This window comes from Mesorhizobium sp. WSM4820, from assembly GCF_055811075.1.
The window spans coordinates 219,843-243,691 of the sequence record NZ_JBVVQN010000006.1; the positions used below are offsets into that span (position 1 = coordinate 219,843).

The 23,849-nt window shown below is 62.2% G+C and carries 23 protein-coding genes and 1 pseudogene; 8 read left to right on the forward strand and 16 right to left on the reverse strand.

The window, feature by feature from the left end; translation table 11 throughout:
• Nucleotides 1-9: 9 nt before the first annotated feature.
• The 6 genes from AC0L2R_RS12555 to AC0L2R_RS12580 form a co-directional block, all read right to left on the reverse strand.
• Nucleotides 10-1,134, reverse strand: a complete 1,125-nt coding sequence (locus tag AC0L2R_RS12555) for a sugar ABC transporter substrate-binding protein (protein WP_023798660.1) — start codon at nucleotides 1,132-1,134, stop codon at nucleotides 10-12.
• 375 nt (nucleotides 1,135-1,509) lie between these two features.
• Nucleotides 1,510-2,538: an HTH-type transcriptional regulator GntR gene (gene gntR, locus AC0L2R_RS12560; protein WP_473509230.1), complete on the reverse strand. Its 1,029-nt coding sequence runs from the start codon at nucleotides 2,536-2,538 to the stop codon at nucleotides 1,510-1,512.
• A gap of 248 nt (nucleotides 2,539-2,786) precedes the next feature.
• A complete protein-coding gene (locus AC0L2R_RS12565) occupies nucleotides 2,787-3,008 on the reverse strand; it encodes a hypothetical protein (protein WP_236385640.1) in 222 nt (73 codons plus the stop codon).
• 122 nt (nucleotides 3,009-3,130) lie between these two features.
• The gene (locus AC0L2R_RS12570) at nucleotides 3,131-3,541 is read right to left on the reverse strand and encodes an SRPBCC family protein (RefSeq protein WP_473509232.1); all 411 of its coding nucleotides are present in this window, start codon (nucleotides 3,539-3,541) and stop codon (nucleotides 3,131-3,133) included.
• Complete coding sequence (locus AC0L2R_RS12575; RefSeq protein WP_473509361.1) at nucleotides 3,538-3,861, reverse strand: ArsR/SmtB family transcription factor; 324 nt, start codon at nucleotides 3,859-3,861, stop codon at nucleotides 3,538-3,540. The genes AC0L2R_RS12570 and AC0L2R_RS12575 overlap by 4 nt, the downstream gene beginning before the upstream one ends.
• Before the next feature lie 141 nt (nucleotides 3,862-4,002).
• Nucleotides 4,003-5,235, reverse strand: coding sequence for an MFS transporter (locus AC0L2R_RS12580; RefSeq protein WP_287285202.1), 1,233 nt, complete (start codon nucleotides 5,233-5,235; stop codon nucleotides 4,003-4,005).
• A gap of 194 nt (nucleotides 5,236-5,429) precedes the next feature.
• On the opposite strand from AC0L2R_RS12580, the gene AC0L2R_RS12585 reads away from it, so the two are divergent.
• Nucleotides 5,430-5,717 carry a DUF3175 domain-containing protein gene (locus AC0L2R_RS12585; protein ID WP_091600302.1) on the forward strand — a complete coding sequence of 96 codons (288 nt, stop codon included), beginning with the start codon at nucleotides 5,430-5,432 and terminating at the stop codon, nucleotides 5,715-5,717.
• A 98-nt stretch (nucleotides 5,718-5,815) separates the two neighbouring features.
• On the opposite strand, the gene AC0L2R_RS12590 is transcribed toward AC0L2R_RS12585, so the two are convergent.
• Nucleotides 5,816-6,154, reverse strand: a complete 339-nt coding sequence (locus AC0L2R_RS12590) for a hypothetical protein (protein WP_473509234.1) — start codon at nucleotides 6,152-6,154, stop codon at nucleotides 5,816-5,818.
• A gap of 277 nt (nucleotides 6,155-6,431) precedes the next feature.
• On the opposite strand from AC0L2R_RS12590, the gene AC0L2R_RS12595 reads away from it, so the two are divergent.
• On the forward strand, nucleotides 6,432-7,034 hold the full coding sequence (locus AC0L2R_RS12595) for a Crp/Fnr family transcriptional regulator (RefSeq protein ID WP_473509236.1): 603 nt from the start codon (nucleotides 6,432-6,434) through the stop codon (nucleotides 7,032-7,034).
• Nucleotides 7,035-7,036: 2 nt separating this feature from the next.
• Nucleotides 7,037-8,404, forward strand: coding sequence for an adenylate/guanylate cyclase domain-containing protein (locus tag AC0L2R_RS12600; RefSeq protein WP_473509238.1), 1,368 nt, complete (start codon nucleotides 7,037-7,039; stop codon nucleotides 8,402-8,404).
• Between the two features lie 27 nt (nucleotides 8,405-8,431).
• Here the strand turns inward: AC0L2R_RS12600 and AC0L2R_RS12605 are convergent, their stop codons facing one another.
• Nucleotides 8,432-9,208 (reverse strand): FadR/GntR family transcriptional regulator, encoded by a 777-nt coding sequence (locus tag AC0L2R_RS12605; RefSeq protein ID WP_473509240.1) that lies wholly within the window; start codon nucleotides 9,206-9,208, stop codon nucleotides 8,432-8,434.
• A 102-nt stretch (nucleotides 9,209-9,310) separates the two neighbouring features.
• Nucleotides 9,311-10,207, reverse strand: a complete 897-nt coding sequence (locus AC0L2R_RS12610) for an NAD-dependent epimerase/dehydratase family protein (RefSeq protein ID WP_287121290.1) — start codon at nucleotides 10,205-10,207, stop codon at nucleotides 9,311-9,313.
• A 153-nt stretch (nucleotides 10,208-10,360) separates the two neighbouring features.
• On the opposite strand from AC0L2R_RS12610, the gene AC0L2R_RS12615 reads away from it, so the two are divergent.
• Nucleotides 10,361-11,299 (forward strand): NAD(P)-dependent oxidoreductase, encoded by a 939-nt coding sequence (locus AC0L2R_RS12615; protein ID WP_473509242.1) that lies wholly within the window; start codon nucleotides 10,361-10,363, stop codon nucleotides 11,297-11,299.
• Nucleotides 11,300-11,421: 122 nt separating this feature from the next.
• Here AC0L2R_RS12615 and AC0L2R_RS12620 read toward each other — a convergent pair.
• Nucleotides 11,422-11,793, reverse strand: a pseudogene (locus AC0L2R_RS12620) (FadR/GntR family transcriptional regulator); the annotation flags it as partial.
• Nucleotides 11,794-11,931: 138 nt separating this feature from the next.
• Entirely contained in the window at nucleotides 11,932-13,335 is a 1,404-nt protein-coding gene (locus tag AC0L2R_RS12625) for an FAD-binding oxidoreductase (protein WP_473509244.1), read from the reverse strand.
• Between the two features lie 86 nt (nucleotides 13,336-13,421).
• On the opposite strand from AC0L2R_RS12625, the gene AC0L2R_RS12630 reads away from it, so the two are divergent.
• Nucleotides 13,422-14,453 carry a GlxA family transcriptional regulator gene (locus tag AC0L2R_RS12630; RefSeq protein ID WP_473509246.1) on the forward strand — a complete coding sequence of 344 codons (1,032 nt, stop codon included), beginning with the start codon at nucleotides 13,422-13,424 and terminating at the stop codon, nucleotides 14,451-14,453.
• Nucleotides 14,454-15,384: 931 nt separating this feature from the next.
• Here AC0L2R_RS12630 and AC0L2R_RS12635 read toward each other — a convergent pair.
• The 3 genes from AC0L2R_RS12635 to AC0L2R_RS12645 form a co-directional block, all read right to left on the reverse strand.
• Nucleotides 15,385-15,693: an EthD family reductase gene (locus AC0L2R_RS12635; protein ID WP_473509248.1), complete on the reverse strand. Its 309-nt coding sequence runs from the start codon at nucleotides 15,691-15,693 to the stop codon at nucleotides 15,385-15,387.
• Nucleotides 15,694-15,875: 182 nt separating this feature from the next.
• Nucleotides 15,876-16,709, reverse strand: a complete 834-nt coding sequence (locus AC0L2R_RS12640) for a FadR/GntR family transcriptional regulator (RefSeq protein ID WP_473509249.1) — start codon at nucleotides 16,707-16,709, stop codon at nucleotides 15,876-15,878.
• A 134-nt stretch (nucleotides 16,710-16,843) separates the two neighbouring features.
• The gene (locus tag AC0L2R_RS12645; RefSeq protein WP_091599170.1) at nucleotides 16,844-17,833 is read right to left on the reverse strand and encodes a sugar-binding protein; all 990 of its coding nucleotides are present in this window, start codon (nucleotides 17,831-17,833) and stop codon (nucleotides 16,844-16,846) included.
• 426 nt (nucleotides 17,834-18,259) lie between these two features.
• On the opposite strand from AC0L2R_RS12645, the gene AC0L2R_RS12650 reads away from it, so the two are divergent.
• Together AC0L2R_RS12650 and AC0L2R_RS12655 are read left to right on the forward strand one after the other, a co-directional pair.
• The gene (locus AC0L2R_RS12650; protein WP_027154335.1) at nucleotides 18,260-19,000 is read left to right on the forward strand and encodes an ATP-binding cassette domain-containing protein; all 741 of its coding nucleotides are present in this window, start codon (nucleotides 18,260-18,262) and stop codon (nucleotides 18,998-19,000) included.
• A gap of 40 nt (nucleotides 19,001-19,040) precedes the next feature.
• A complete protein-coding gene (locus tag AC0L2R_RS12655) occupies nucleotides 19,041-20,039 on the forward strand; it encodes an ABC transporter permease (RefSeq protein WP_128175099.1) in 999 nt (332 codons plus the stop codon).
• A 115-nt stretch (nucleotides 20,040-20,154) separates the two neighbouring features.
• Here the strand turns inward: AC0L2R_RS12655 and AC0L2R_RS12660 are convergent, their stop codons facing one another.
• A complete protein-coding gene (locus tag AC0L2R_RS12660; protein ID WP_473509251.1) occupies nucleotides 20,155-22,008 on the reverse strand; it encodes an ABC transporter ATP-binding protein in 1,854 nt (617 codons plus the stop codon).
• Between the two features lie 87 nt (nucleotides 22,009-22,095).
• Nucleotides 22,096-22,614, reverse strand: a complete 519-nt coding sequence (locus AC0L2R_RS12665; protein ID WP_473509252.1) for a GNAT family N-acetyltransferase — start codon at nucleotides 22,612-22,614, stop codon at nucleotides 22,096-22,098.
• A gap of 338 nt (nucleotides 22,615-22,952) precedes the next feature.
• Between AC0L2R_RS12665 and AC0L2R_RS12670 the strand changes: the two genes are divergently transcribed.
• Nucleotides 22,953-23,780, forward strand: coding sequence for an AraC family transcriptional regulator (locus AC0L2R_RS12670; protein ID WP_287121277.1), 828 nt, complete (start codon nucleotides 22,953-22,955; stop codon nucleotides 23,778-23,780).
• Nucleotides 23,781-23,849 lie beyond the last annotated feature (69 nt).

Below are 23,849 nucleotides of genomic sequence, written 5' to 3' on the forward strand. Positions count from 1 at the left end.
GCGATCAGCCTACTGGTTCTCCTTGCTCTGGCCCATGATTTCCTGCGCGGTGAAATTGATGCCGCAGGTCGGGAAGGAATTGCCGACGAAGAAATTGTCGGACTGGTCGGGGAAATAGTCCTCGCCCTCCTTGAGGTTCGGATCCTCGACGATCGCCAGCGGCAGCTTCACCGCCTGCGGGACGACCTGGCCTTCGAGCGCGGCGATCGCCGTCTTGATGGCGACCGCCACCTGGGCGGGTCCGGTTCCGGCCGACGAGCATTTCAGCCCTTCTGAGGCAAACTTGGCGCAGAATTTGCGAAACCCATTCTCCGTTTCGCCGCCGAACGGCACGAACGGATGCTTGGCGTCGATCATCGCCTGGACGATGCCGGTGTCGCCGCCCTGCCCGGTGACGCCATCGAAGGGACCGTTGGTGGCGATCGCGTCGGCCGTAGCCTTTTGCGCGACGCCATCGTCCCATTTGCCGACGACTTCGGTGACCTCCCACTTCTTGCCCGAAGCGTCGAGGGCCTCATGGATGCCGTTGTGGCGGTCGGTGTCGACCGACGTGCCGGCAACGCCGCGCACCTCGAGGAGCTTGCCGCCATTGGGGATATGCTTGATCAGCCAGTTGGCCCACAACTCGCCAAGGCCTTTCTGGTCGACATTGACGTTGATGGCGTCCTTGGTGTCGAGGATGTTGTCGAAGGCGACCAGCACGACGCCGGCTTGCTTGGCGCGCTTGATGACCGGACCGAACGCCGTCGGATTCTGCGCGTTGACGACGATCGCGTCATAGCCGGAATCGATGAAATTGTTGATCGCCGAAATCTGCGCCGGCACGTCTTCGCCGGTCGAGACGACCTTGAATTCCTTGAGCTTGGCCGCGACCTCCGGCTGCGCCGCATAGGCTTTTGCCGTCTGCACCATCTGGATGCGCCAGGTGTTGGCGATATAGCCATTGGCGAGCGCGATGCGGTACGGGCCTTCCTTCTTGGGAAACTTGAAGAACTGCGTGTCGGCGGCCCATGGCGCGAAGCATTCCGGCTCGGCGGATGGGCCTGCGACGATTTCGGGTTCGGCGAGCGCCGACGAACTCAGCATGACGAATGCAGTGGCGGCGACGACGCCACCTACGAGTGACTTGATCATCGATATTCCTCCCAGTTGCAGTTTCTGATTGTTCTACGCGTCTCGCGTGCCTGGCTCGGCACCTCCTGCCTTGCCGTCGCGCTTTCAGGGTGGCCGAATGCCAACCCGATCTCCTCCCTCGTGGCTCAGTAAACCGGAATAAAAACTATCATATTATCCATAATAAACAAGCATCAGCTGTCGCTTATATATAATAAACAGACTTTCGCTGTTTCGCGAGCTTTCGCCTGGATATAACTGGTAGCGCTACCATGACGTAGAGTAAAGCGGCATTTGGCGATGCCTGCAAGCGCTTTCAGCGGCCAGTGCTTTCAGCGGCCAGTGCTTTCAGCGGCCAGTGCTTTCAGCGGCCAGTGCTTTCAGCGGCCAGTGCTTTCAGCGGGAAGTGCTCTCACGGCGCTTGAGTTCGAAGCCAAGGTCTACGACCGGTTGTTGCGGCCGCTTGCCTGCAATCGCCGCGAGCGCCATGGCGACCGACAGCCGGCCGATCTCGTAGCGAGGCGTCCGGACGCTGGTGACCGAGGGGAAAGCCACTTCCATCATATCGAGATCGTTGAAGCCTGTGATGCCGATCGTCTTCGGCACGGCGATCGAGGTGCGGTGGCACTCGAACAGCGCGCCGAGCGCGATGTCGTCATTGTTGCAGAAAATCCCGTCCAGCGTCGGCATCTTGGCCAGCGCGTCGCGAAACAATTCGCGCCCGAGCGTCACGCTGGACGGCACCGGCGTGGTGGTGACAAGCCGCGCGTTGAACAGGCCGGCCGCCTCCATCGCCGCGCGATAGCCGGCCAGACGCCGCTGCGAGCGCGGGTCCATGCGCGCGCCGATGAAGCCGATGCAGCGATAGCCCATTTCGATCATGTGCTCAGTCGCCGCCCTGCCGCCATCGAAATGCGAGAAGCCGACCATCATGTCGACCGGATCGGGGCCAGTCTCCATGACCTGCACCACCGGGCAGCCGGCCGTCTCGAGCAGTCTTCGCGAAACTGGCGTCTGGTCGATGCCCGCCACGATCAGCGCCGCCGGGCGCTGCGGGCCGAACACCTGCAGCAGCCGTTCCTCCTCGAGGCCGGAATAATGGGTGTTGCCGAACTGGATGCGGTAGGAACTGTCGGACAGGCTGTCATAGATGCCGCGCAGCACTTCGGCAAAGACGCTGTTGGTGAGCGACGGCACCAGCACGCCAAAGACCTCGGCGCGCGCCGAAGCCAATGCTCGCGCATTCGGATCGGGCAGATAGCCGAGCTCATCGACAGCAGCCTGGATCTGGCGGCGCAGATCCTCCGAAACGCGCTCCGGCTCGCGCAAGGCACGGGAGACGGTAATGGCGCCGACGCCGGCCTTGCGCGCGACATCGGCGATCGTCGGACGGCCGCCGCCACGGCGCGAGCGCGGTTTGGTCATAGCCTGGTCCCGAACGCGGCGCCCTCGCCGAAGCGCGACCGCGAAATGCTGTTCAGCGTCTTTGCCACTGTCGCCATGCCAATCCGACTTTGCCGCACCCGACTTGCCACACCCGTCTGGCGTCGCGCAGCCTTACCCCATTGTCAAGCGAACCGGGCAGGACGCTACCCGAACTCGGGTAGCGCCACTGTTTGAATTTCGGCTGTGGGTGGTGAGCGGGCGTCTTGTCGTCCACCGTGCTCAGTCTTCTACGCCGTGCGTCGTCCGCTGCGCCAGTTCGTGGCATAGGGCAACGCGAACAGATAGAGACCGCTGAGCATGAGCAAGCCGAGCGGGATCAGCGGCATGAGATATACCCAATAGGCCGGCTCGACACCTACGCCCAAGGTGATGAAGATGGCAGCGACGACCGCCGTAAAAATGATCGACAGCCAGCGGTGGAATTGCCGGATCCATTTGTTCCAGTTCATTTGGGACCTCCTCAGAAGACGAGCTGCACGCCCGCTTGGCGGCTTTTTTGCTACCTTGTTTCGTTGACAGACGTCTTGTTGGGCATTGCGTTCGCCCGCAGATGCCTATGGCGCCGGCACGCCTATTCTATTCGCGCCAGGACCTGCTCCAGCTTCGCAAAGAACCGCTGCCATCCGTGTTGGGCGCCCTGATAGTACTGCTGCTGATCCGGCCGGAAGCCCAACTGCTCCATGCGCAGATGGGTCCCCGTGCTCGTAGGGGTGAGCGTCCACGTGACGACACTTCTGAGATCCTTGGTATCCCACGTGTAAGACAGCGTCTTGTTGGGCTCGACTGCCTGGACCTGACAGTCGACCGTCCCCCAGTCCGCGCTCAGATTGAAACGGTGCCCCTCGTCTGGCTTGAAATCGTTCTTCATCAGCCACTCCTCGATCAGGTGTGATTGGGTGAGCGCGCGCCAGATCTTTTCCGGCGGAAAAGCGACCTCCCGTTCAACAATGACGGCGCGCGTTTCGGTCTCGGTATTGATCATTGGTCCATCCTTTTGAGCAGATCTTCGAGGTTGTCGAACCGGCTTTGCCAGAACCCAGCCATTTGGTTTGTCCAGTCGATCAGCGGCGCCAGGGCGCCGAACTCCGCGCTGTAGCGCGTGTTGCGGCCTTCGTGGCGGTCGCGCACCAATCCGGCCTGCTTCAGCACCCCAAGATGCTTTGACACGGCCGGTTGTGAGACCCCGGCCCGAGCGGTCAGGGCCGCGACGGTCTGGTCTCCGTCGCGACACAGCCGCTCGAAGATGGCCCGTCGCGTCGGATCGGCAAGCGTTTTGAAGAGGATCTCGTGGGGCTGTGACATGGCGATCGATAACTCTCTGGCTATTGAAAACCAATAACCGCCGAGATATGTGTAAGTCAAGCAGGAACCTGGACCGGGCTCCGCGTCACGGGGGGCTCACCCCATGTCGCTGCCATCGCTCTGGGCCAGCGGGGTCAGTGCTCAGGCCATCGCCGCGGCGCTGCGTCGCGCCTTCCACAACAGCAGCACCATGGCCGCTATGTTCAGCAGGTTCCAGGCGATGCCGTTGAGGAACGCGGCGGCGTAGGAGCCGGTCAGATCGTAGATCCAGCCCGACATCCAGCCGCCGATTGCCATGCCGAAGATCGTTGCCATGATTACGATTCCGACGCGCTGGCCGGCCTCTTTGGCGGGCATGTATTCGCGCACGATGATGGCATAGCAAGGCACGATGCCGCCCTGCGACAGGCCGAAGACCAGCGAGACGACGTAAAGCGACGCGAGCCCGTCGAAGGGGATGTAGAACAACAGCGACAGGGCTTGCAGCACCGAGCCGATTAGCAGGGTTTTCACGCCGCCGATGCGATCGGCAAGGAAGCCGGACGCCAGCCGGCTGACGACGCCCGCCGCCATCATGATCGACAGCATGTCGGCGCCTCGCGCCACGCCGTAGCCGAGATCCATGCAATAGGCGACGATATGGACTTGCGGCATCGACATCGCCACGCAGCAGCCAAGGCCGGCGACGACGAGCAACACCTGCAGCGCTGCCGGTGACAGCGTGATCGGCTGGACCGGCCGGCTGCCGGGTGAACCGGGAGCGGCGGCATGTGGTGCGCCGCGCCTGAGCAGCATGATCAGCGGCAGCATGGTGGCGAGGCAGACGACGCCGATTGCGGCATAGGTGAAGCGCCAGCCCTCGCTCTGTATGACGTAGGGCATTGCCAACGGCCAGATCACCCCGGCGAGATAGCTGCCGGCGGCGGCAGCCGTCACCGCGACGCCGCGGCGGCGGTTGAACCAGTGCGAGATGTCGGCGATCAGCGGCCCGAAAATCGCCGACGTGCCGACGCCGATCAAAAGTCCCTGGACAAGGGTGAACTGCAGGATCGAAGTGGTCAGCGACGCCAGCAGGAACCCGGTACCGAGCGTCACCGAGGCAATGAGCGCCGGTATCCAGTAGCCGATGCGGTCGATGGCGCGGCCGACCAGCACATTGCCGACGGCGAAACCGGCCATGGTCGCGGTATAGGGCATCGAAGCGGCGGCGCGATCGACGCCGAATTCGGCCTGCATGGCGGGCAGCACCACGACCACCGCCCACATGCCGACACCGCCGATCGTCGCCAGCAGCATCGAGATGCCGAGCCGCAGCCAGGCATAGGCGCTGTCTATGCCGGGGCTGCTCGGCCGGCTGGAGGCGGTTGTGGTCAAGGCGTTTCCTGTCCGCGGTTGTGCGCAAGTCGACGTGTTCGACACCACTATCGGCACATTGGCGGCGCCGTGCAGCGCCACATCCGCAATTGCGTGGCTCCAGGGATTTTGAGCTGCAGTGGAACGGTGGCCGCCGTCCCGGAGTTTTTCATCAAACTTGCCAATAGGCCAATAGAAGGGAGAAGGAGCTTGTCATGACCGCGAAAAGGAAATGGTCGGCCGAGGTCACCGAGCACAGCGATGCGCTGGACCTCGAGGAACATATCTTCGAATCCCACGACCCCAAGAAGATCGCAGCCTCGCTGAAGCGATCGGCCGAGCACAGCGACCGGCGCAAGGCCGAGCCGTTCCAGTCCGCCATGTCGATGCTGAATTTCTACATCAACCGCGCCGGCACGAACCTGCCGGCCAAGCAGAAGAAAGTGCTGGAGGACGCCAAGGACGAACTGCGCGCCGCGTTTGGCCGCCCGAGAGAACACTGAGACGCCTGCAGGACAACGAAGGCATAGGGGCCACGGCAGCCAAATACAAAAGAGGCCCGGTTGCAATAGGCCGGGCCTCGGTGTGTCCAAGCTATGGTTCAACCGCAGATCCAGATCTTCTTCCAGAAAATGCCATGGTTGGTGAAAATCTTCTTCTTGGTCCAGCAGCTATAGCCGGGATAATCATAGACGGGATAGTAGTCGTAGAAGCCGAAACGCTTGTGCCAGCGGTGGCCGTGACCGTGGCCATGACGATGGCTGAGATGGCCGACCTTGATGACAAAGTCGCCGGCAGCCTGGCTCTGCTGCCCAGTGTTGCCGAAGGCCGCCGATGGTGTGTTGCCGAAGGCCGCCAATGGTGCTGCGGAAGCCGTCGATGCGAGCGCTGCGATGGCGATGGTGGCTGCTGTTGCGATGCCGATAAGTTTGCTGGTCATGTTCGTTCCTCCCTGGGTTTCGCGAAGAGCGCCAATCGCCCTTCGATGGAGACGATCATGCCGTGTCCCGAATTTTTACGATGTGCATTCGGTCACATCATCAACCTGGGCGCTCTTTGCTTGCCAGTCCGGCACGACGCGGCCACTATGTCCCGGAAGGGCCAGCGTCACTTTTTTTCGGTGGCGGGTTGGGAAGATGACCGATCTGGATGCCATTCCAGTGTTCGAGACACTCGACGCCGATACGCGCGTGCGTATTTCGCAGCGCTGCAGACGGATGAGCGTCGACGCCAATCAGATGATCATCGATTTCGAGGATCCGAGCACCGATGTCTATTTCCTGATGTCGGGCCGGGTCCGCATTCTCTATCGCTCTCCAGTTGGCAAAGAGGTGATCCTTGGCGAGTTGGGAGTGGGTGGATGTTTCGGCGAACTGGCGGCCATCGACGGCCGGCCGCGCGCTGCCAATGTCACCGCGCTCCACCGTTCAGAACTGGTGGTGATGCCTGCTCCGTTCTTTTCAGGGTTGCTCCACGACAATCCGGCGTTCGCCCTGCATTTCCTCGCGCTGCTGGCCGAAAGGATACGGAGCCTGAACACGCGCCTTGCGGAATATTCGTTCCTGCAGGTGAGGCCGAGGCTTTTGTGCGAATTGCTGCGCCTGTCGCGGCTGCGAAGCGGCAGCAGCGGTGAGCGGATCATAACGCCACCGCCACTGCAGAACGACCTCGCCGCGCGCATAGGTTCCCGCCGTGAGGTGGTGTCACGCGAATTATCGGCGCTTGTCCGGGACGGGCTTGTTGCGAAGGCGCGCGGCGCGCTCGTTCTTACAAACCCGGCAGAACTCAACCGGCGTATCTCGGTTGCGATGAATGCCTGACGATGGCTGGGCTGCACGAACTGACCCCGAAGAGCCGATCGCGCCGGCGTCAGACCCCGCCCTGGATTTCGCGCCTTATCCAATTGGGTGTCACGGCTGACAATCCCGATATCCGCCGGCGGCAGATTTTCACCAATATCGGCGCATTCGCCATCGCGCTCAACGCCTTCTCGCATCTGCTGCTGAATGCCGTCCTCTTCCCCTGGGCTTTGATGCCGCTGCATATTTACAATGCGGTGGTGACCGTTCTTGCCCTGTCCGTGCACCGGCTGCACCGGCTGCAACGCTATGGTGAGAATCTTGGAGCGATCGCCCTGTCGACGCTGACCATCGGCGGCCATACTTATGTGGTTCTGGCGCTCGGTCTGGACAGCGGCCTTCAGATCTACTTTACGCTTGCCGCTTTCCTGCTGTTCATTTTCGGCATCGAGCAATGGCGGCAGTTCTTGATCTTCTACGCAGCGGCGTTCCTGGCCTTGATCGCGACGCTTTACTTCGGGCGCCCGACTGGCTTCGTAATGCCCCAACAGGCCGGTTTTCGGGAAACGCTGGCGGTTCAGGCGCTCATAAACACGATGATCATCAACCTCCTGTTGATCGCCTACGCCCTCACCGCTCTGCGCCGTGCCGAGATTGAGCTTTCACAGGAATTCGCCCGCTCGGAATCGCTGATCGAGGTGATATTGCCCCGGGCGATAGCGGCGCGCCTCAAACGCGGAGAAGAACGGCGCATCGCCGACAAAGTACCATCGGCGAGCATCATGTTTGCCGACCTCGCCGGCTTCACAGCCGCAGCCAATGCAGTCGGACCCGATGAGCTGGTCGGATGGCTGGACGAGTTGTTCTGCAGCTTCGATGGACTCTGCACAAGCAACGGCGTCGACAAGATCAAGACGATCGGCGACAGCTATATGGCCGTCGGCGGCCTCGACGGCGACGCTCAACGCGGCGCCGTCGCGATCTGCCGGCTGGCGCTCGAGATGCAGCATGAAATGAGCCGGCACAAGGCATTGGGAGGCCACCGGCTCTCCTTGCGGATCGGCATCCACAACGGCGTGGTTGTCGCCGGGGTGATCGGTGACCTGCGCGTCTCCTACGACGTTTGGGGCGACGCGGTGAACGTCGCGCAGCGCATGGAGGCTCATGGCGAGCCCGGCCGCATTCAGGTCTCGGCTCAATTGATGGCGATGGTCGGCCATCGCTTCGCCTTCGAGCGCCGCGGCAGCATCGCCCTTAAGGGATTGGCTGAAACCGAAGCCTGGTTTTTGACCGGTGCGCTTGCCGATGCCGACAAGGAGATTGCGAACGGGGAGATCGCGAACGGGGAGATTGCGAACGGCGAAATTGCGGGCGGTGGAGAAAGAAGATGAAGCGCTGCAGTGGTCCGGCGCGCTTTTTCAGCGCGACTTGATGACGCTATCTGTATTGGCCAACAGCTTGCGCACCGCGTTGCGTGCCGCATCCGGCCGCTGCAGGCGGATGTTCCTTTCGATCGCCTCGTGCAGTTTCTGCGCGTGCTGCAGATCGTCCAGTTCCCGCGTCGTATAGGCGAACAGATGATCGAACGCCGATTCGATCAGCACGCCGAGCGGCACCAGGAGGTCGTTGCCGGAGGCGCGCAGGATCGCCAGATGAAAACGCGTATCGGCGCGCGTGCGCTCCTGCAGCGTCGCCGCCGCGCCCATCTCCCGGCAGGCCCGGCTGATCTCGGCCATCTGCTCGTCTGTGCGCCGCATCGCGGCAAAGGCGGTCGCTTCCGGCTCGATGATGTGGCGGAACTCCTGCACCGTCTTCAGGAACACCTCGCGGTCGGGCGAGGTCGCGTACCAGGCCAGCACGTCGCGGTCGAGCAGGTTCCAGCGCTCTTTCGGCTCGACCCAGCTGCCGATCTTTGGACGCGACGCCAAAAGGCTCTTGGCCATCAGCATTTTGATCGCTTCGCGCACCGCCGAGCGGCTGACGTCGAAAGTCTCGGACCATTTGGCCTCATTGGGCAGGATGGTTCCCGGCGGATAGTCGCCGCGCACGATCCTGAGACCGATTTCGTTGGCTAGCGACGCATGCACGCTCGCCCCAGGCATACGCGCCGTATCGGCACGGCGAACGACAGCCGGGCGCTCGGCCGACGCCGCCCTGGCCGGTGTTTTTGGCTTATTCGGCTTGCCGTCCCGCATGCGTTCACAAAGTCCGGATTCCGAAAGCTGTCAAGCACCGCAACAGCCTCGGGCGGCAAAGCCTGCTTCTGTGCACAGATCAGCCGGGATGCATCGGCCTCGTCATGCCGTCCTGACGTATTTCCGCCAGCTGTGTTCCGGGCGGAAGCCGAGCATATCCCGCGCCTTGCGGTTCGAGAGCAGCGTCTCGTATTCGCCGAGTTCAACCTTGACCGGCACGCCGGGATAGAACCGCTTCAACAGTTCGGCCGTCGGCAGGTCGGAGGAGGTGTCGTCATTGGCGGCGTTGAACACCTGATAGCCGAGCCCGTCCTTCTCGATGGCGCGCAGCGTGATCTGGCCGAGGTCGCGCGCGTCGATATAGCTCCAGGCGATCCGCTTGCGGAAACCTGGATCGGCGAACCATTTCGGGAACAGCGAATATTCATGCGGCTCGATGACGTTGCCGATGCGCAAGGCGTAGATGTCGATGCCGCTGCGCAGCGCGAAGGCGCGCGCCGTCTTCTCGTTGACGATCTTCGACAGCGCATAGCTGTCCATTGGATCGACGTCATAATCCTCGTCGAGCGGGAAATGCGTCGGGTCGCGCGGCTCGTTGGCGAAGACCAGCCCATAGGTCGTCTCGCTGGAGGCGATCACCACCTTGCGGATGCCGAGTTTTGCCGCCGCCTCGATGACATTGTAGGTGCCGAGCGCGTTGATGCGGAACACCTCGTTGTCGGGCGTGATCATGATGCGCGGGATCGCCGCGAAATGCACTACGGCATCGACCGGCTGCGCGCGCAGCGACGGGTCGAATTCATGCAGGCCCATATAGCTCGACAGCGCATTGAACACCTGCCCGCTGTCGGTGATGTCGGTGATCAAGGTGCGCACCTTGGGATTGTCGAGCGGCTTGGTGTCGATGTTGAGCACCTGGCAGCCCTGCTCGACCAGATACTGCACGACATGACGCCCAGCCTTGCCGCTGCCGCCGGTGAACATGATCCGCTTCGTCATTTTGCTCTCCACATTCTCCAGGATTCATGTGTATTGTCAGACAATATCGAACTCTGCAATCGTCTGCCAACCGCTTGCGGCAAAAACCCGCTTCAACAATTCGCCTGCAGAAGTGCGGCGCCGTCATCGAGACCGCAACAGGGATTACACGACATGAACACCACCGCCGCGAGCGAAAAGATCGGCTTCATCGGCCTTGGCCTGATGGGACACGGGATCGCCAAGAACATCGTCGACAAGGGCTATTCCCTGACGTTTCTCGGCCGCAAGAACCGCGCACCGGCGCAAGACATGCTCGACCGCGGTGCGAAGGAAGCCGCAACCTCGCGCGAGGTGGCAGCGGCATCCGATATCGTCTTCGTCTGCGTCACCGGCTCGCGCGAGGTCGAGGCCATCATCCGCGGGCCGGGCGGCCTCAAGGAAGGCTTGAAGAGGGGTTCGGTCGTCGTCGATTGCTCGACCTCCGACCCGACTTCGACGGTGGCGCTTGCCGCCGAACTCAAGGGGCTCGGCGTCGACTATGTCGACCCCCCGCTCAGCCGCACCCCGAAGGAGGCTTGGGAAGGCACGCTCGACGCCATGGTCGGCGCATCCGACGCGGTCTTTGCCCGGCTGAAGCCAGTGCTCGACACCTGGGCCGGACGTATCGTCCATATCGGTGACACCGGCGACGGCCACCGTATGAAGCTGCTCAATAATTTCATCTCGCTGGGCTATGCGGCGATCTATTCCGAGGCGCTGGCGCTGGCCGAAAAGGTCGGCATCTCGCCGCCGCGCTTCGACAGCGTCATCCGCAACGGCCGCATGGATTGCGGCTTCTACCAGACTTTTATGCGCTGGACGCTTGAAGGCGACCGCGATGCGCACAAATTCACCATCGCCAACGCCTTCAAGGACCTCACCTACCTCGAATCGATGGCCGGTGCCGCCGGCATCGCCAACCCGCTCGGCAACGCCACCAAGAACGCCTTCGCCAGCGCATTCGCCGCCGGGCCCGCCGATCAATATGTGCCGATGCTGGCGACGCATATCGGCAAGGTCAACGGCGTCGATTTGACGCCGACGAAGGATGGGAAGAAACAGACGATCTGAGGCGATCGCCGTCCCTTCTCCCCTTGTGGGAGAAGGTGGCCTGGCGAAGCGAGGTCGGATGAGGGGTGTTCCAGGGAACGCCAACGCCTCATTTCTTCCAATACCCCTCAACCGTCTTGGCGCTACGCGCCAATCCACCTTCTCCCACAAGGGGAGAAGGAAAGGCGTATGAAACACCGCCGCGACCGGCCGATAACCTCGTCGGTATTGGCGAGCAGCCTGTGCACGGCACTTCTTGCAGCCGCCGGCCGCCGGAGGCGGATGTTCTTCTCGATCGCCTCATGCAGCGCCTGCGCCCGAGGCTGGTCGCTGGTTTCGCGCGTGACGAAAACGAAGAGATGATCGAGCGCCGATTCGACCAGCACGCCCAGCGGCACCAGCAGGTCGTTGCCCGAGGCGCGCAGGATAGCCAGGTGAAAACGCGTGTCGGCGCGGGTGCGCTCCGGCAGCGTCGCCGCCTCGCCCATCTCCCGGCAGGCCTGGCCGATCTCGGCCGTTGCGGACAGATTTGCCACTGATTGAAAGCACACATCGCGGCGACCACACTGGGAGTCGCTCGCGACTCAGCGCGATCAAAGCCATCACGATCGAGACGAGAGTCGCAACCGTACGCGCCCGATTTGGATTGTGCGTCAGAGCATTGGCAGGATGTTCTGGTTGAGGCGGAACAGATTGTCCGGATCGTATCTGTGCTTGATCTTGGCGAGCCGCGCGTAGACCTCGGCTCCGAAGGCGTCGCGCACGAGATCCGCACCTTCGCCATGGCCTGGGAAGTTCAGGTAGAGGCGGCCGGTCGAGTAGCGCTGCATGTCCTGCCAGAAGCTGCGAACCCAGCCGATGTTCGCATCGTCATCGTCAGCGCCTGGCCAGATGGCGTCGAGGCTGAGCATGAAGGGCATGGAGCGGTCGCCGAAGGCGGTCGCATCGGCTGCAACGCGCTGGACGAAACCGCCGAACTTCCAGATCGAGGCGAAGGTCATCTCGGAGGGCCGCTTCGCCATCCGCGCGGTGATCTCCCCGATGACCTCGTCGTCGAGGCGCGAGAGGTAGGTGGATTTCCAGTAGCAGCGGTCGCGGCCTTTCGGGAACAGGCCGTCATAGAGCGCCTGGATGGTTCGATACGGCATGCGACCGCTGAAATCGACGAGCGGTTCGCCAAAGCTGCGCAGCGGAGCCACGACGCGCTCGCCCTCGTCCGCCGGTCCGTCATAGACATGCGCAAGCGCCAGGACGCGGCGGCCCCAGGCGTGTTCGGGAACGGAGGGGTCCTCCGGCATGGTGGAGAACTCGGCCAGCCCGCTCAGGCGGTCGGGGGCGGTTTGCATGAAGTCGCGCCAAAGCGGAATGATCTCGTTGGCGCGCTCTTCCGGATAGGCAGGACCGCAGAACATCAGCTCCGGTTCGATCGGGTGCAGCTTGAACTCGAAGCTCGTCACCACGCCGAAATTGCCGCCGCCGCCGCGCAACGCCCAGAAGAGATCCGGGTTCTGCGTCGCATCGACATGGATGAGGCGTCCATCGGCGGTCACCAGATCGGCGGCCAGCAGATTGTCGACGCTGAGGCCGTGGCTGCCGCGCAGCCAGCCGATGCCTCCTGAGAGTGTCAGGCCGGCGACGCCGGTCGCCGAGATCAGGCCGCCCGGCGTGGCGCGGCCAAGCGGGGCGGTGGCCGCATCGACATCGGCCCACGTAGCGCCGCCCTCTACGAAAGCACGATCGAGGCCGGCGACCCGCACGCCATTCATCAGCGACATGTCGATCATCAGGCCGCCGTCGCAGACGGCATAGCCTGCGACATTATGGCCGCCCGAGCGGATCGCGATCGCCAGCCGCTCTTCGCGCGCGAAATTCACCGATGCCGCGACATCGGCAGCATTCCGGCAGCGCGCGATGACGGCGGGACGGCGGTCGATCATGCCGTTCCAGACGACCCGCGTCGCATCGTAGGACGGGCTAGACGGCTCCAGCACCTCGCCACGCATCGTTGAACGGAAGCTTTCGATGCTCGATGGTGCAAGGGTGGCGGCGGTGGCCATATGGCGGTCTCCTCGTTTCACGCACGCTAGCGCAGCACCGGCACGACCGCTAAAGTCAAAAATGCTGGAAGGCGGTCATTTCTGCCATGGTTGAACAGACCGGCCCATTGAATGTGGCGATCCTTGCCGTTCCGGAGGCTACCGCCTCCACGATCTACGGCATGTTCGACCTGTTTTCCTCGCCCGGCAGGGATTTCCTGTTCATCACCAGCGGTGCCGCGGGCACGCCGCGCATGCGGCCCTATGTGGTTGCTGGGGACGGCAGCGCGTTTCGCGCCGCAAACGGCGTCTGGGTACGCCCGGACCACGCGCTTTCCGACTGCCCGCGACCCGACATCGTCTGCATCCCCGATTTCTTCGTCAATCCGGGCGAAAGCGTCGCCGGGCAGTATGATGCCGAGGCCCGCTGGCTGCGGCAGGCGCATGCGGACGGCGCCATGTTGGCCAGCGCCTGTTCCGGCGCGGTCCTGCTCGGCGAAGCGGGGTTGCTGGAAAATCGCGAGGCCACAATCCATTGGGGCTATGTCGCGACGCTCGCTAACAACTATCAAGGCGTGAAGGTGAAGCCGGGCCAGTCGCTGGTGCTGAGCGGCGAGGCCCAGCGCATCGTCATGGCCGGGGGCGGCTCGAGCTGGCAGGATCTCGCCCTCTATCTCATCGCGCGCTTCGTCGGCCTCAAGGAGGCGATGGAGGTCGCCAAGGTCTACATGCTGCAGTGGCACGACATGGGCCAGCAGCCCTTCGCCGCGCTGATGCGTTTCCGCCAGACCGACGACGCGGTGATCAACCGCTGCCAGAAATGGGCGGAGCTCAACTACCGGACGCCCTCGCCCGTCGCTGCCATGACCAAGCTGTCAGGCCTTTCCGAGCGCTCCTTCGTGCGCCGCTTCGCAAGGGCCACGGACATGAAGGCAATCGACTACATCCACGCGCTCAGGCTCGAAGCGGCCAAGGAACTACTCGAGACGGGCGACCTGCAGGTCGAGGCGGTGGCCAATGAAGTGGGCTATGAGGATGCGAGTTTTTTCGGGCGCCTGTTCCGGCGCAAGATCGGACTGACGCCCCAGCAATATCGCATTCGTTTCAGTGCTCTCCGGCGAGCGCTGAGCCGCGATTAAATGTCAACAGTCGCGGCGCGATGCCCATATTCCGCTCTGCGCCGCGATGTCGGCCATAAAGGCCAGCTTTGCCATTTCTCGTAAGCCGACATTGCCGGCATCCGCAACCCTTCACAGAAGCGGAAGTTGCGGCAGCACCGGGTAATGTCCGCAAGCAATCGCGTACTCGACATTCGCAATGACGAGGTCAGAGGTTCGGTTCTCCTCAGCTCCTCCAGCTAGCAAGCAGATAAAAAGCGCGGGTGCCGAACATGGCAAGAGTGGCTTGAGCCGCCGCCCACCAGGAGGGGCACAGCGCGGCAAATCAGCTTCTGTATTCGCTTTACTGGGCGCGGCAGGAAAGCAAGACAGCCGCTCACTAAGTTGATGGCGGCAACCTGCACCCATATCGGTCGTCGACGATGACGATGCAGACTACCTCTTTTTGAGGAGTTTCCCGAACGCCGTCTCACTGTCATCGTTCGAGCAGAAGGTGCGGGAATAAACAAGAACTTTGAGGCGACCCATGACGCAAGAGCGTGAACCTACGCTTGACGATCTCCTGAGCGAGCCGATCATCCTGACGGTCATGGCAATCTACGGTCATACTGCAGATGACATCCGACATCTAATGCACCAAGTGGGCGCTCGGAAAACGCCATCAATGCTTCAGAAGCCCTCTACGATGGCTCACGCGCCCCAGCGGATTTCCAGTCCCGCCTTGACGGCCACTTGATGGCGGATCGGTTGGTGACAGTGGCTTTTCCACGGGACGTCGTTGAGAACCGCGATCCGTGTCAGTCGGCGTTTAGGCGTGACATCCGCCGACAGCAGATCGCCCAGGAAACGCAGACAGGTCAGGTTTCTCTATCCCAGACCCAGTCCGCCGGCAGCCAGCGAAAGCCATCGCCCTCCTTCACGACATGGCCGATGGGGTCGGATTGTGCGAGGTTCAGACTTCGCTAGTCTCAAAGAGCATTAGCTCCACTCCGCCATCTGCAAAATTGCCAAGATCAGCCGCCGTGGCCCGACCCTCGGGGGACGCTAAGGCCGCTTGAATATCCGCAACGGAATCGAAGTAGAGCGTAGCAACAAGATGATAGCCTGAGGTCCCACCCGGCGAATGGACGCCGCCATCGCTGATTTCGTATTTCCTCAAGCCGGGAATGGCTTTGGCCAGAGGAATGTGGGTCGAAACATAGTAACGGTCGAAGGCGGCCACGTCTTTCGGAGTCTTGTAGAGTGCGACAAGTCTGGCCATGCTCCCCCTTTCAACCGACACTCACCGCCAGCTTTGCGCAAAAGGATACTCCTCAGCAAGAGTGCTGGCAAATGGGGTCGTTCCTCGCTCTGAGGAGGTCAACGAAGCATATGGGGTTTCAGGCCCGACGTGAGTCTTCCAAGTCGCCGCTCCCTGGCCGTTCAGAGCGATGGCGTTTGACCTTACCGCCGCGACCGCCCGATAACCTCGTCGGTGTTGGCGAGCAGTCGGTGCACCGCGGTGCGGGCTGCCGCCGGCCGCCGGAGGCGGATGTTCTTCTCGATCGCCTCATGCAGCGCCTGCGCCCGAGGCTGGTCGCTGGTTTCGCGCGTGACGAAAACGAAGAGATGATCGAGCGCCGATTCGACCAGCACGCCCAGCGGCACCAGCAGGTCGTTGCCCGAGGCGCGCAGGATAGCCAGGTGAAAACGCGTGTCGGCGCGGGTGCGCTCCGGCAGCGTCGCCGCCTCGCCCATCTCCCGGCAGGCCTGGCTGATCTCGGCCATCTGCTCGTCGCTGCGCCGGATCGCCGCAAAGGCGCTGGCTTCCGGCTCGATGATGTGACGGAATTCCTGGACAGTGCGCAGGAACATTTCGCGATCGGGCGCTGTCGCATACCAGGCGAGCACGTCGCGATCGAGCAGGTTCCAGCGCTCTTTCGGCTCGACCCAGCTGCCGATCTTGGGGCGTGAGGCCAGCAGGCTCTTGGCCATCAGCATTTTTATCGCTTCGCGCACCGCCGAGCGGCTGACGTCGAAAGTCTCGGACCATTTGGCCTCGTTGGGAAGGATGGTTCCCGGCGGATAGTCGCCGCGCACGATCCTGAGGCCGATCTCGTTGGCCAGCGACGCATGCACGCTCGATCCGGGGATCAGCGCCGCGTCGGTCCGGCGGGCGCCGGCCGGGCGGGCGACCGGCGGCTTGACCTTGGCCCGTGCCTTGACCTTGGCCCGTGCCTTGACCGTAGCCCGTCCCTTGACCGTGATAAGTCGCTTTTTCGATCTGGCGTCCGACATCCATGTTCCCCGGCACAGGCTGAACTCAAGGCGCGGCAAAGCAGGAGCGGTTCGCCCCAGCCACGTCACCTCGTAGATTTTCGTGAACCGGCGTGACGGGGCGCCCGTCGAGCGGACGCCCCGAAAATGCGAACCTACTTCTGGATGCAGGTATCGACCGTATCCTTGGTGCACTCGTCGAGACCGGTGAAGACCGGATCGGCGACGGGCTTGCCTTCGACCAGGTCGATCATCACCGAGGGCGCCTTGTAGCCCATCTCGAACGGCCGCTGGCCGACCAATGCGGTCACCAGGCCCTCCTTGGCAATGGCCACTTCATCACCGATCGTATCGGCGGCGCCGATGACGAACTCGTTCTTGGCGATCTTGTCGGCCATCGGCTTGAACAGGTCGCGATAGGGCTGCGGCGCACCGAACAGCGGCCAGCCGCCCATGATGCCGAAGGCGTCGAGATCGGGATTTGCGGCGAGGATATCGGTCATCGCCTGCACGCCCTTGGCACCGTCGTCATTGGTGAACACCGGGCAGCCGGCGACCTCGGTCCAGCCGCCCTCGCCCTTGAGCGCCGGGAGATCCTTCTGGCCTGAAAGCGCGTCGCGCATGCCCTGGGCGCGGCGCAGGATGTTGTCAGCCGCCGGATTGCCTTCAATGGTGCAGATCTTGCCACCATCCGGCTTGCCCTTCTTGATGTACTCGCCGATCTTGTAGCCCATCAGGTAGTTGTCGGTGCCGAGATAGGTCTTGCGCAGCCCCGCATCTTCCTTGCTGAGGTCGGCGTCGAGCGTCATGATCGGGATCGACGGATTGGCGCTTTTGATCGTCTGGGCGATCAGCGGTGCGTTGGACGGCGAAATGGCCATCGCCACCGTGTCCGGCTTGCTCAGCATGTCCTGGACGATCTGGGCTTCGCCGGCTTCGTCCGAGGTCGATGCCGGGCCGGTGTAGAAGCACTCATACTCCGAGTCGGCGTTTTCCTTGTTCCATTTCTGGCAACCCTGGTTGATGGCCTCGAAGAACGGATTGTCGAGCCCCTTGACCACGATGACGAGCTGTTTCTTGGCCAAAGCCGGCCCGGCGCCCAGCGCCAGCATGGCGACGGCAGCGAGCAATAGTGACTTCCTCATTTCAGTCCTCCCTTGAAACAGACGGACACGGCGTGCCCGCCACACAGACCAGCCCGGATGCGCGATGACAGAGGTTCGCTTCGCGAGCGCTCGTGTCGTCAAGCCGGGCCGATAAGAATTTCCAGATGCGGTTGCAGACCAGCGCGATATGGACGCTGCCAGATCCTCGACCGATAAACCTCCGCCTGCTCAGCCCCGGCGAACCGGGGCAGGAGATCGGCATAATCTCCTCCGACGCCTAGCTAATATCGGCTTGCGACGGACGTCAATTGCTATTTGTCCTACAAAACGGATTTTTCGAAAGAAGCCGCTGTTGACGGCAAGGGGGCATATGCGTAAATGGGCGAAAGCGCGGTTCCCGGGAGGAGCTGGGAAGGGCGAGGCCGCGGCAGGATCGCAGGCCGAAAGCACGGAGGAAGCAGACTGGTGCCGGTTCTCGAACTCGCCAACATCTCAAAACATTTCGGCGCCATCCAGGCCGTCAACGACGTTTCGCTGTCGATCGAGGCCGGACAGGTGGTCGGGCTGATGGGCGACAACGGCGCCGGCAAGTCGACGCTGGTCAAGATGATCGCCGGCAATTTCCGCCCGAGCCATGGCACGATGCAGATGGACGGCAAGGAGCTGATCCTGCACAAGCCGGTGGAGGCGCGCCAGCACGGCATCGAGATCGTCCATCAGGATCTGGCGTTGTGCAACAATCTGACGGCCGCCGCCAATGTTTATCTCGGCCGCGAGCTGCGCCGCGGCGTCGGACCGTTTCGCATCCTCGATTACGCCGCGATGTACAAGCGCGCCGGCCAGATCTTTGCCGTGCTGAAATCCGAAACCCGCCCGCGCGATCTGGTCAAGCAGATGTCGGGCGGCCAGCGCCAGGCGGTGGCGATCGCCCGCACCATGCTTTCGCAGGCCAAGATCGTGCTGATGGACGAGCCGACGGCGGCGATCTCGGTCCGGCAGGTCGCCGAGGTGCTGAACCTGATCCGCCATTTGCGCGACCAGGGCATTGCCGTCGTGCTGATCAGCCACCGCATGCCCGACGTCTTTGACGTTGCCGACCGCGTCATCGTCATGCGGCGCGGCCGCAAGGTCGCCGACAAGACGATCGCGTCGAGTTCGCCCGAGGAAGTCACCGGGCTCATCACCGGCGCCATCGAACAGGTTTGATGCCAGCCGGTTTCACCACGCAAGCAGATAAAGGTCGACGATGGCAGTAACTCTTGACCAGACGATCGCGCAGAAACAGCACACTTTGCTGACCAGGGTGTTTGCCAGCCAGACCTTCTGGGTGGTGATCGCGGTCATCCTCGCCTGCCTGTTCCTGTCCGTCGCCACCGATTCCTTCGCCACGACGAAGAACCTCTACAACATCACCCGCAACATCACCTTCGTCGCCATCGTCGCGCTCGGAATGACCTTCGTCATCATCACCGGCGGCATCGACCTGTCGGTCGGCTCGGTACTTTGCCTGTGTTCGATGGTGCTCGCGGTGACCATGCATGCCGGCTACGGCATCGAGGTCGGCATTGCCGCTGCGATCGCGACGGCGCTGATCATCGGCGCCTTCAACGGCATCCTGATCGCCTATCTCGGGTTTCCGCCCTTCGTGGTGACGCTCGGCATGCTGTCGATCGCGCGTAGCCTCGCCATGGTCGCCTCCAACAACACCGTCGTCTTCCAGTTCGGGCCCGACCACGACAAGCTTCTGGCGCTGGGCGGCGGCGCCTTTGTGTTCGGCATCGCCAATCCGGTGCTCTACATGATCGTGCTGGCGCTGATCACCGGCTTCGTCCTGCGCTGGACGAAATTCGGCCGGCACATCTTCGCCATCGGCGGCAACGAGCATGCGGCGACGCTGACCGGCGTTCCGGTGCGCCAGATCAAGGTCGCGGTCTACATGATCTCGGCGCTGGCGGCAGGCCTTGCCGGCATCATCCAGACCGGCTGGCTGGGCGCCGTCACCACCAATCTCGGCAACGGCATGGAGCTTCAGGTCATCGCCGCCACCGTCATCGGCGGCGCCAACCTAGCCGGCGGCATGGGCACGGCCTTTGGCGCCGTCGTCGGCGCGGCGCTGATCGAAGTGATCCGCAACAGCCTCGGCCTGCTCGGCATCAATGCCTTCTGGCAGGGGGTGTTCATCGGCGGTGCCATTCTGATGGCGGTCCTGTTCGACCGGCTCCGCAATTTCCGGCGCAACGAGTGAGACAGGGAGCTGTCATTTCACCTCTTCTCCGGCTGTGGTGTTATAGCTGCCCTGCCACTTGAGTGCCAGAATGGCGCTTTCGCGACCTTGCAAACGTGTTCGTCACCCGACGAGGCTATGCTAATTCTTCGGGAATGAAGCCGCCTGTCTGGCGTTTCCACAGGCGGGCAAACAAGCCATCCTGTTCGACCAGTTCGTCCGGTTTGCCTTCTTCCACGATACTGCCCCGGTCGAGCACCACTATCCTGTCCATTCTGGCAATGGTCGAAAGGCGATGTGCGATGGCAATCACCGTCTTCCCCTCCATCACGAAATTGAGTTTTTCTTGGATGACCGCCTCGGATTCGCTGTCCAGGGCGGAGGTCGCTTCGTCAAGCACAAGGATCGGCGCGTCCTTCAGCAAGACGCGCGCGATGGCGATACGCTGGCGCTGACCGCCAGAGAGCTTGATGCCACGATCCCCAACGAAGGCGTCATAGCCCTTGCGGCCTTCGCCGTCGGCAAGATCGACAATGAATGCATCGGCTCTTGCCGTCTTCGCCGCCTGTTCGATCTCGTCCTGCGTCGCCTCCGGTCGGCCGCAGCGGATATTGTCGCCGACCGAACGGTGCAGCAGCGAAACGTCCTGGGCGATGACTCCGACCGACTGTCGCAGGCTCGTCTGTGTGACCGTGCGGATATCCTGCCCGTCGATCAGGATCGCGCCGTCCCTGATGTCGTAGAAGCGTAGCAGCAGACTCACCAGCGTAGTCTTGCCGGCCCCGGAGAGGCTGACCAGCCCCACCTTCTCGCCGGGCCGAACCGTTAGCGACAGATTATCGATGACATGCTTCCCGGACTTGTATGCGAAGCAGACGTCTTGGAAACGAATTTCGCCGCTATTGACCGTGAGGCTCGCCGCGTCAGGCCGATCTGTGATGGTGGGCGGCGTCGTCATCACGGGCATCGCGTCTTTGATCGTTCCGATTGCCTGAAAGATCTGCTGGCCCATCTGCAGGAACGTGAAGGTGTGACCAGACAGCCGTTGCAGAATATAGACCGCGCCGACGAACTCGCCGACTGTGAGAAAGGCGTGGACGAGGCCCGAAAAGCCAATCGAAAGCATCGCTAGCCAGAGTGCCATGTTAAGCGCCACGACAGTCAGTTCCGACGTGCGGTAGATGCGTTGTTCCTTGTGCTGCGTCTGTATGGTCTTCTGAATGATGCGACGGATTGCGCCAGCCTCGCTGTCTTCGGCCGCGAATTGCTTGATCATTTGCATATTGGTGTAGAGGTCGGTGATGGCGCCGGCCACCAAGCTGCGCTGCTTGGCGGTGCTGCGCGAGCGTTCGACGAATATCGGCGCCATCCTGATGGCGAGCGCCACATTAAGCGCAATCCAGACGACGACCGGCAGGGCGAGCTGCCAGGATAACGCGCTGAGCAGAACCACGGAGCCGACCATCTGCAACAAGAAGCGCGGAATGGACTGGAAGGCGGCGATGATCTGCTGCTGGACGGCCGATGCTACCTGTGACAGGCGCGATGCGACCTGTCCGGCAAAAAGGTCGTGGGAAAACGCCAGATCCTGCCGCTCGACCGCCTTGTGACCCTGCCACTGGATAGCGGCCGGCATGCCGACGCCGAGCGTATGCGAATTGAGTGTGTTCAGAAGGAACGAGGCGACTGGCATGGCCGGAAATATCAGAAACCCGAGAAAAGTCAGGAGTGGCCATTCGCTGTGCAAGAAGGCGGATGCGCCCTTCTGCGATACGCCATCGACGATGACCGAAAGCCCCCAGACGATGGTCAGGTTGATAGCCTCGATTGTCATGGAAGAAAGTGCGAGCGCGATCAGCACGCCACGGAACATCGAGATGAAGTGCAGAAGGACGGTTACGGGCCCCTTGGAGGGCAGCGGCCGGTAGGGAATATCGAGTGGCCGGATCAAATTTTCGAAGGGACCGTAGATAGCATCGGAAATCGACATGGCTCGCTCAGACGCTAAAGGAAAGAAGGAGGGCGAGGACTCAGTTAACCAGAATGCGACTGCGATTTCACGTCCGGTTTCCCCACTTCAATCATCGGCCAGTCGTCCAAATAGCCGCCGATCGAAGCGCCGCTTGCGTATGACCATTTTCTTTCGCTGGGTACCCTCGTGCCGATACCCCGCTTTTGTGAGCACGCGATCCGATGCCGGGTTCCCCTCAACTGTCCAAGCCTCCAGCCGATAAAGCTTCATGGCCTCATGGCAGTGTATGGTGACAGCGATCAATGCTTCGGTGGCGTATCCCGTCCCCCAGAAGGACTTACCGAACTCGTAACCGATGATCGCCAGCGACGCTGGCTTGTCGATCGAATTCAGGCGGATACAGCCCAAGAGAACCCCAGTACCGCGATCACGCACCATCCAGCCGAATCCCTTGGACTGCTGGGAAACGCGGACCATCCAGTTCACGAACCCTCTTGTCCGCTTCTCGGTAGGCTTGCGTGGAAAATCGGAAAACCGCGATGTCTCCGGGGCTGAAAAGATCGGATAATAGGGCTCCCAATCTTCAGGTTGAACCCTTGATAGTCGCAGGCGAGAGGTTTCCAAGTCCAGTGTTCATTCAAAGCTCCTCATCTCTTGTGCTGCTTTGCCCTGTTGGCCGCCACCTCCATGGCCGGATGGCGAGGGTGAGCCAGTGATTCCGGTCAGCGCGGCTGGCAAGTCATTGCATTCTCCATGGATACAACCGCTCCGGCAGGTAAATACGTTGGCCGGCGACAGAAAGCGCTATTCGTTTTCGTTGCTATCGCTCAGTCTGAAAATCGGTCGGCACGCCGCGTGGCGGCTGCCAGGCGCACACATGCGCCTTGACGCGGACCCGGACTGAGCAGCACTATCCCGATTGCAGGCGAAGGGAGGCCAGTCGCCTGCGGGAGGATATACCCATGACGGAAGCGATCAGGCTCTACTGGGGCCGGTTCGGACATGTTTCTGTCCTGAACGTCGCCAGCGACTTCGTCACCCATGCCCATGTCGAGGCGCATATCATCATCTGGCTGGAAGGCACGGCCGGCGAGATGACCATCGGCCGCGAGACGGTGCGGCTTGGACCCGGCACCGCCGCCGGCATCAATTCCTTCCAGCCGCACAGCCACGCTTTGTCCCGCGACGGCCGGCCCGGCCTGTTCCTCGCCTTCTACATCGATCCGGACTGGGCGCGCCGGCGCCGCGACCTGCCGTCGACCGCGCCGCTGTTTTCGGCACCGGCGATCACGCTGGAGCCGTGGCTGCACAAGGCGGCAGCCAATCTTCTCGATCATCTCAGCGACAATGAGAGCATCGACGACATCGCCAATTACGAGATCGAGCGCTTCATCGACAGCGTGCTCGACGCCGCCGACGCCTCGGCGCCACAAGTGGCGCGCGCCCGCGTCCACAGCGTGCAGGATTTCCGTGTCCGCAAGGCGATCCAGCTGATGAAGGCCAATGTCTGCGAACGCATCTGCTTCGACGAGGTGGCGCGCAGCGTCGGCCTGTCGCGGCCGCATTTCTTCGCGCTGTTCAAGGAGCAGACCAATCTGACGCCCAATGTCTACTGGAACACGCTGCGCATGGAGGAAGCGGTGCGGCAGTTGCAGTGGTCGCAGGAACCGCTGATCTCGGTCGCCTGCAATCTCGGCTTCACCACGCAGGGCAATTTCTCGCGCTTCTTCCGCGACCATGTCGGCGTTCCCCCGACACTCTATCGCGAGGCGGCGCGGGCCATTTCCTGAGCCATTTTCACACTGCCCGTTTTTTTCAGATTGCCGGTTTTTTTCAGACTTATTGATAGGCGTTCAAGA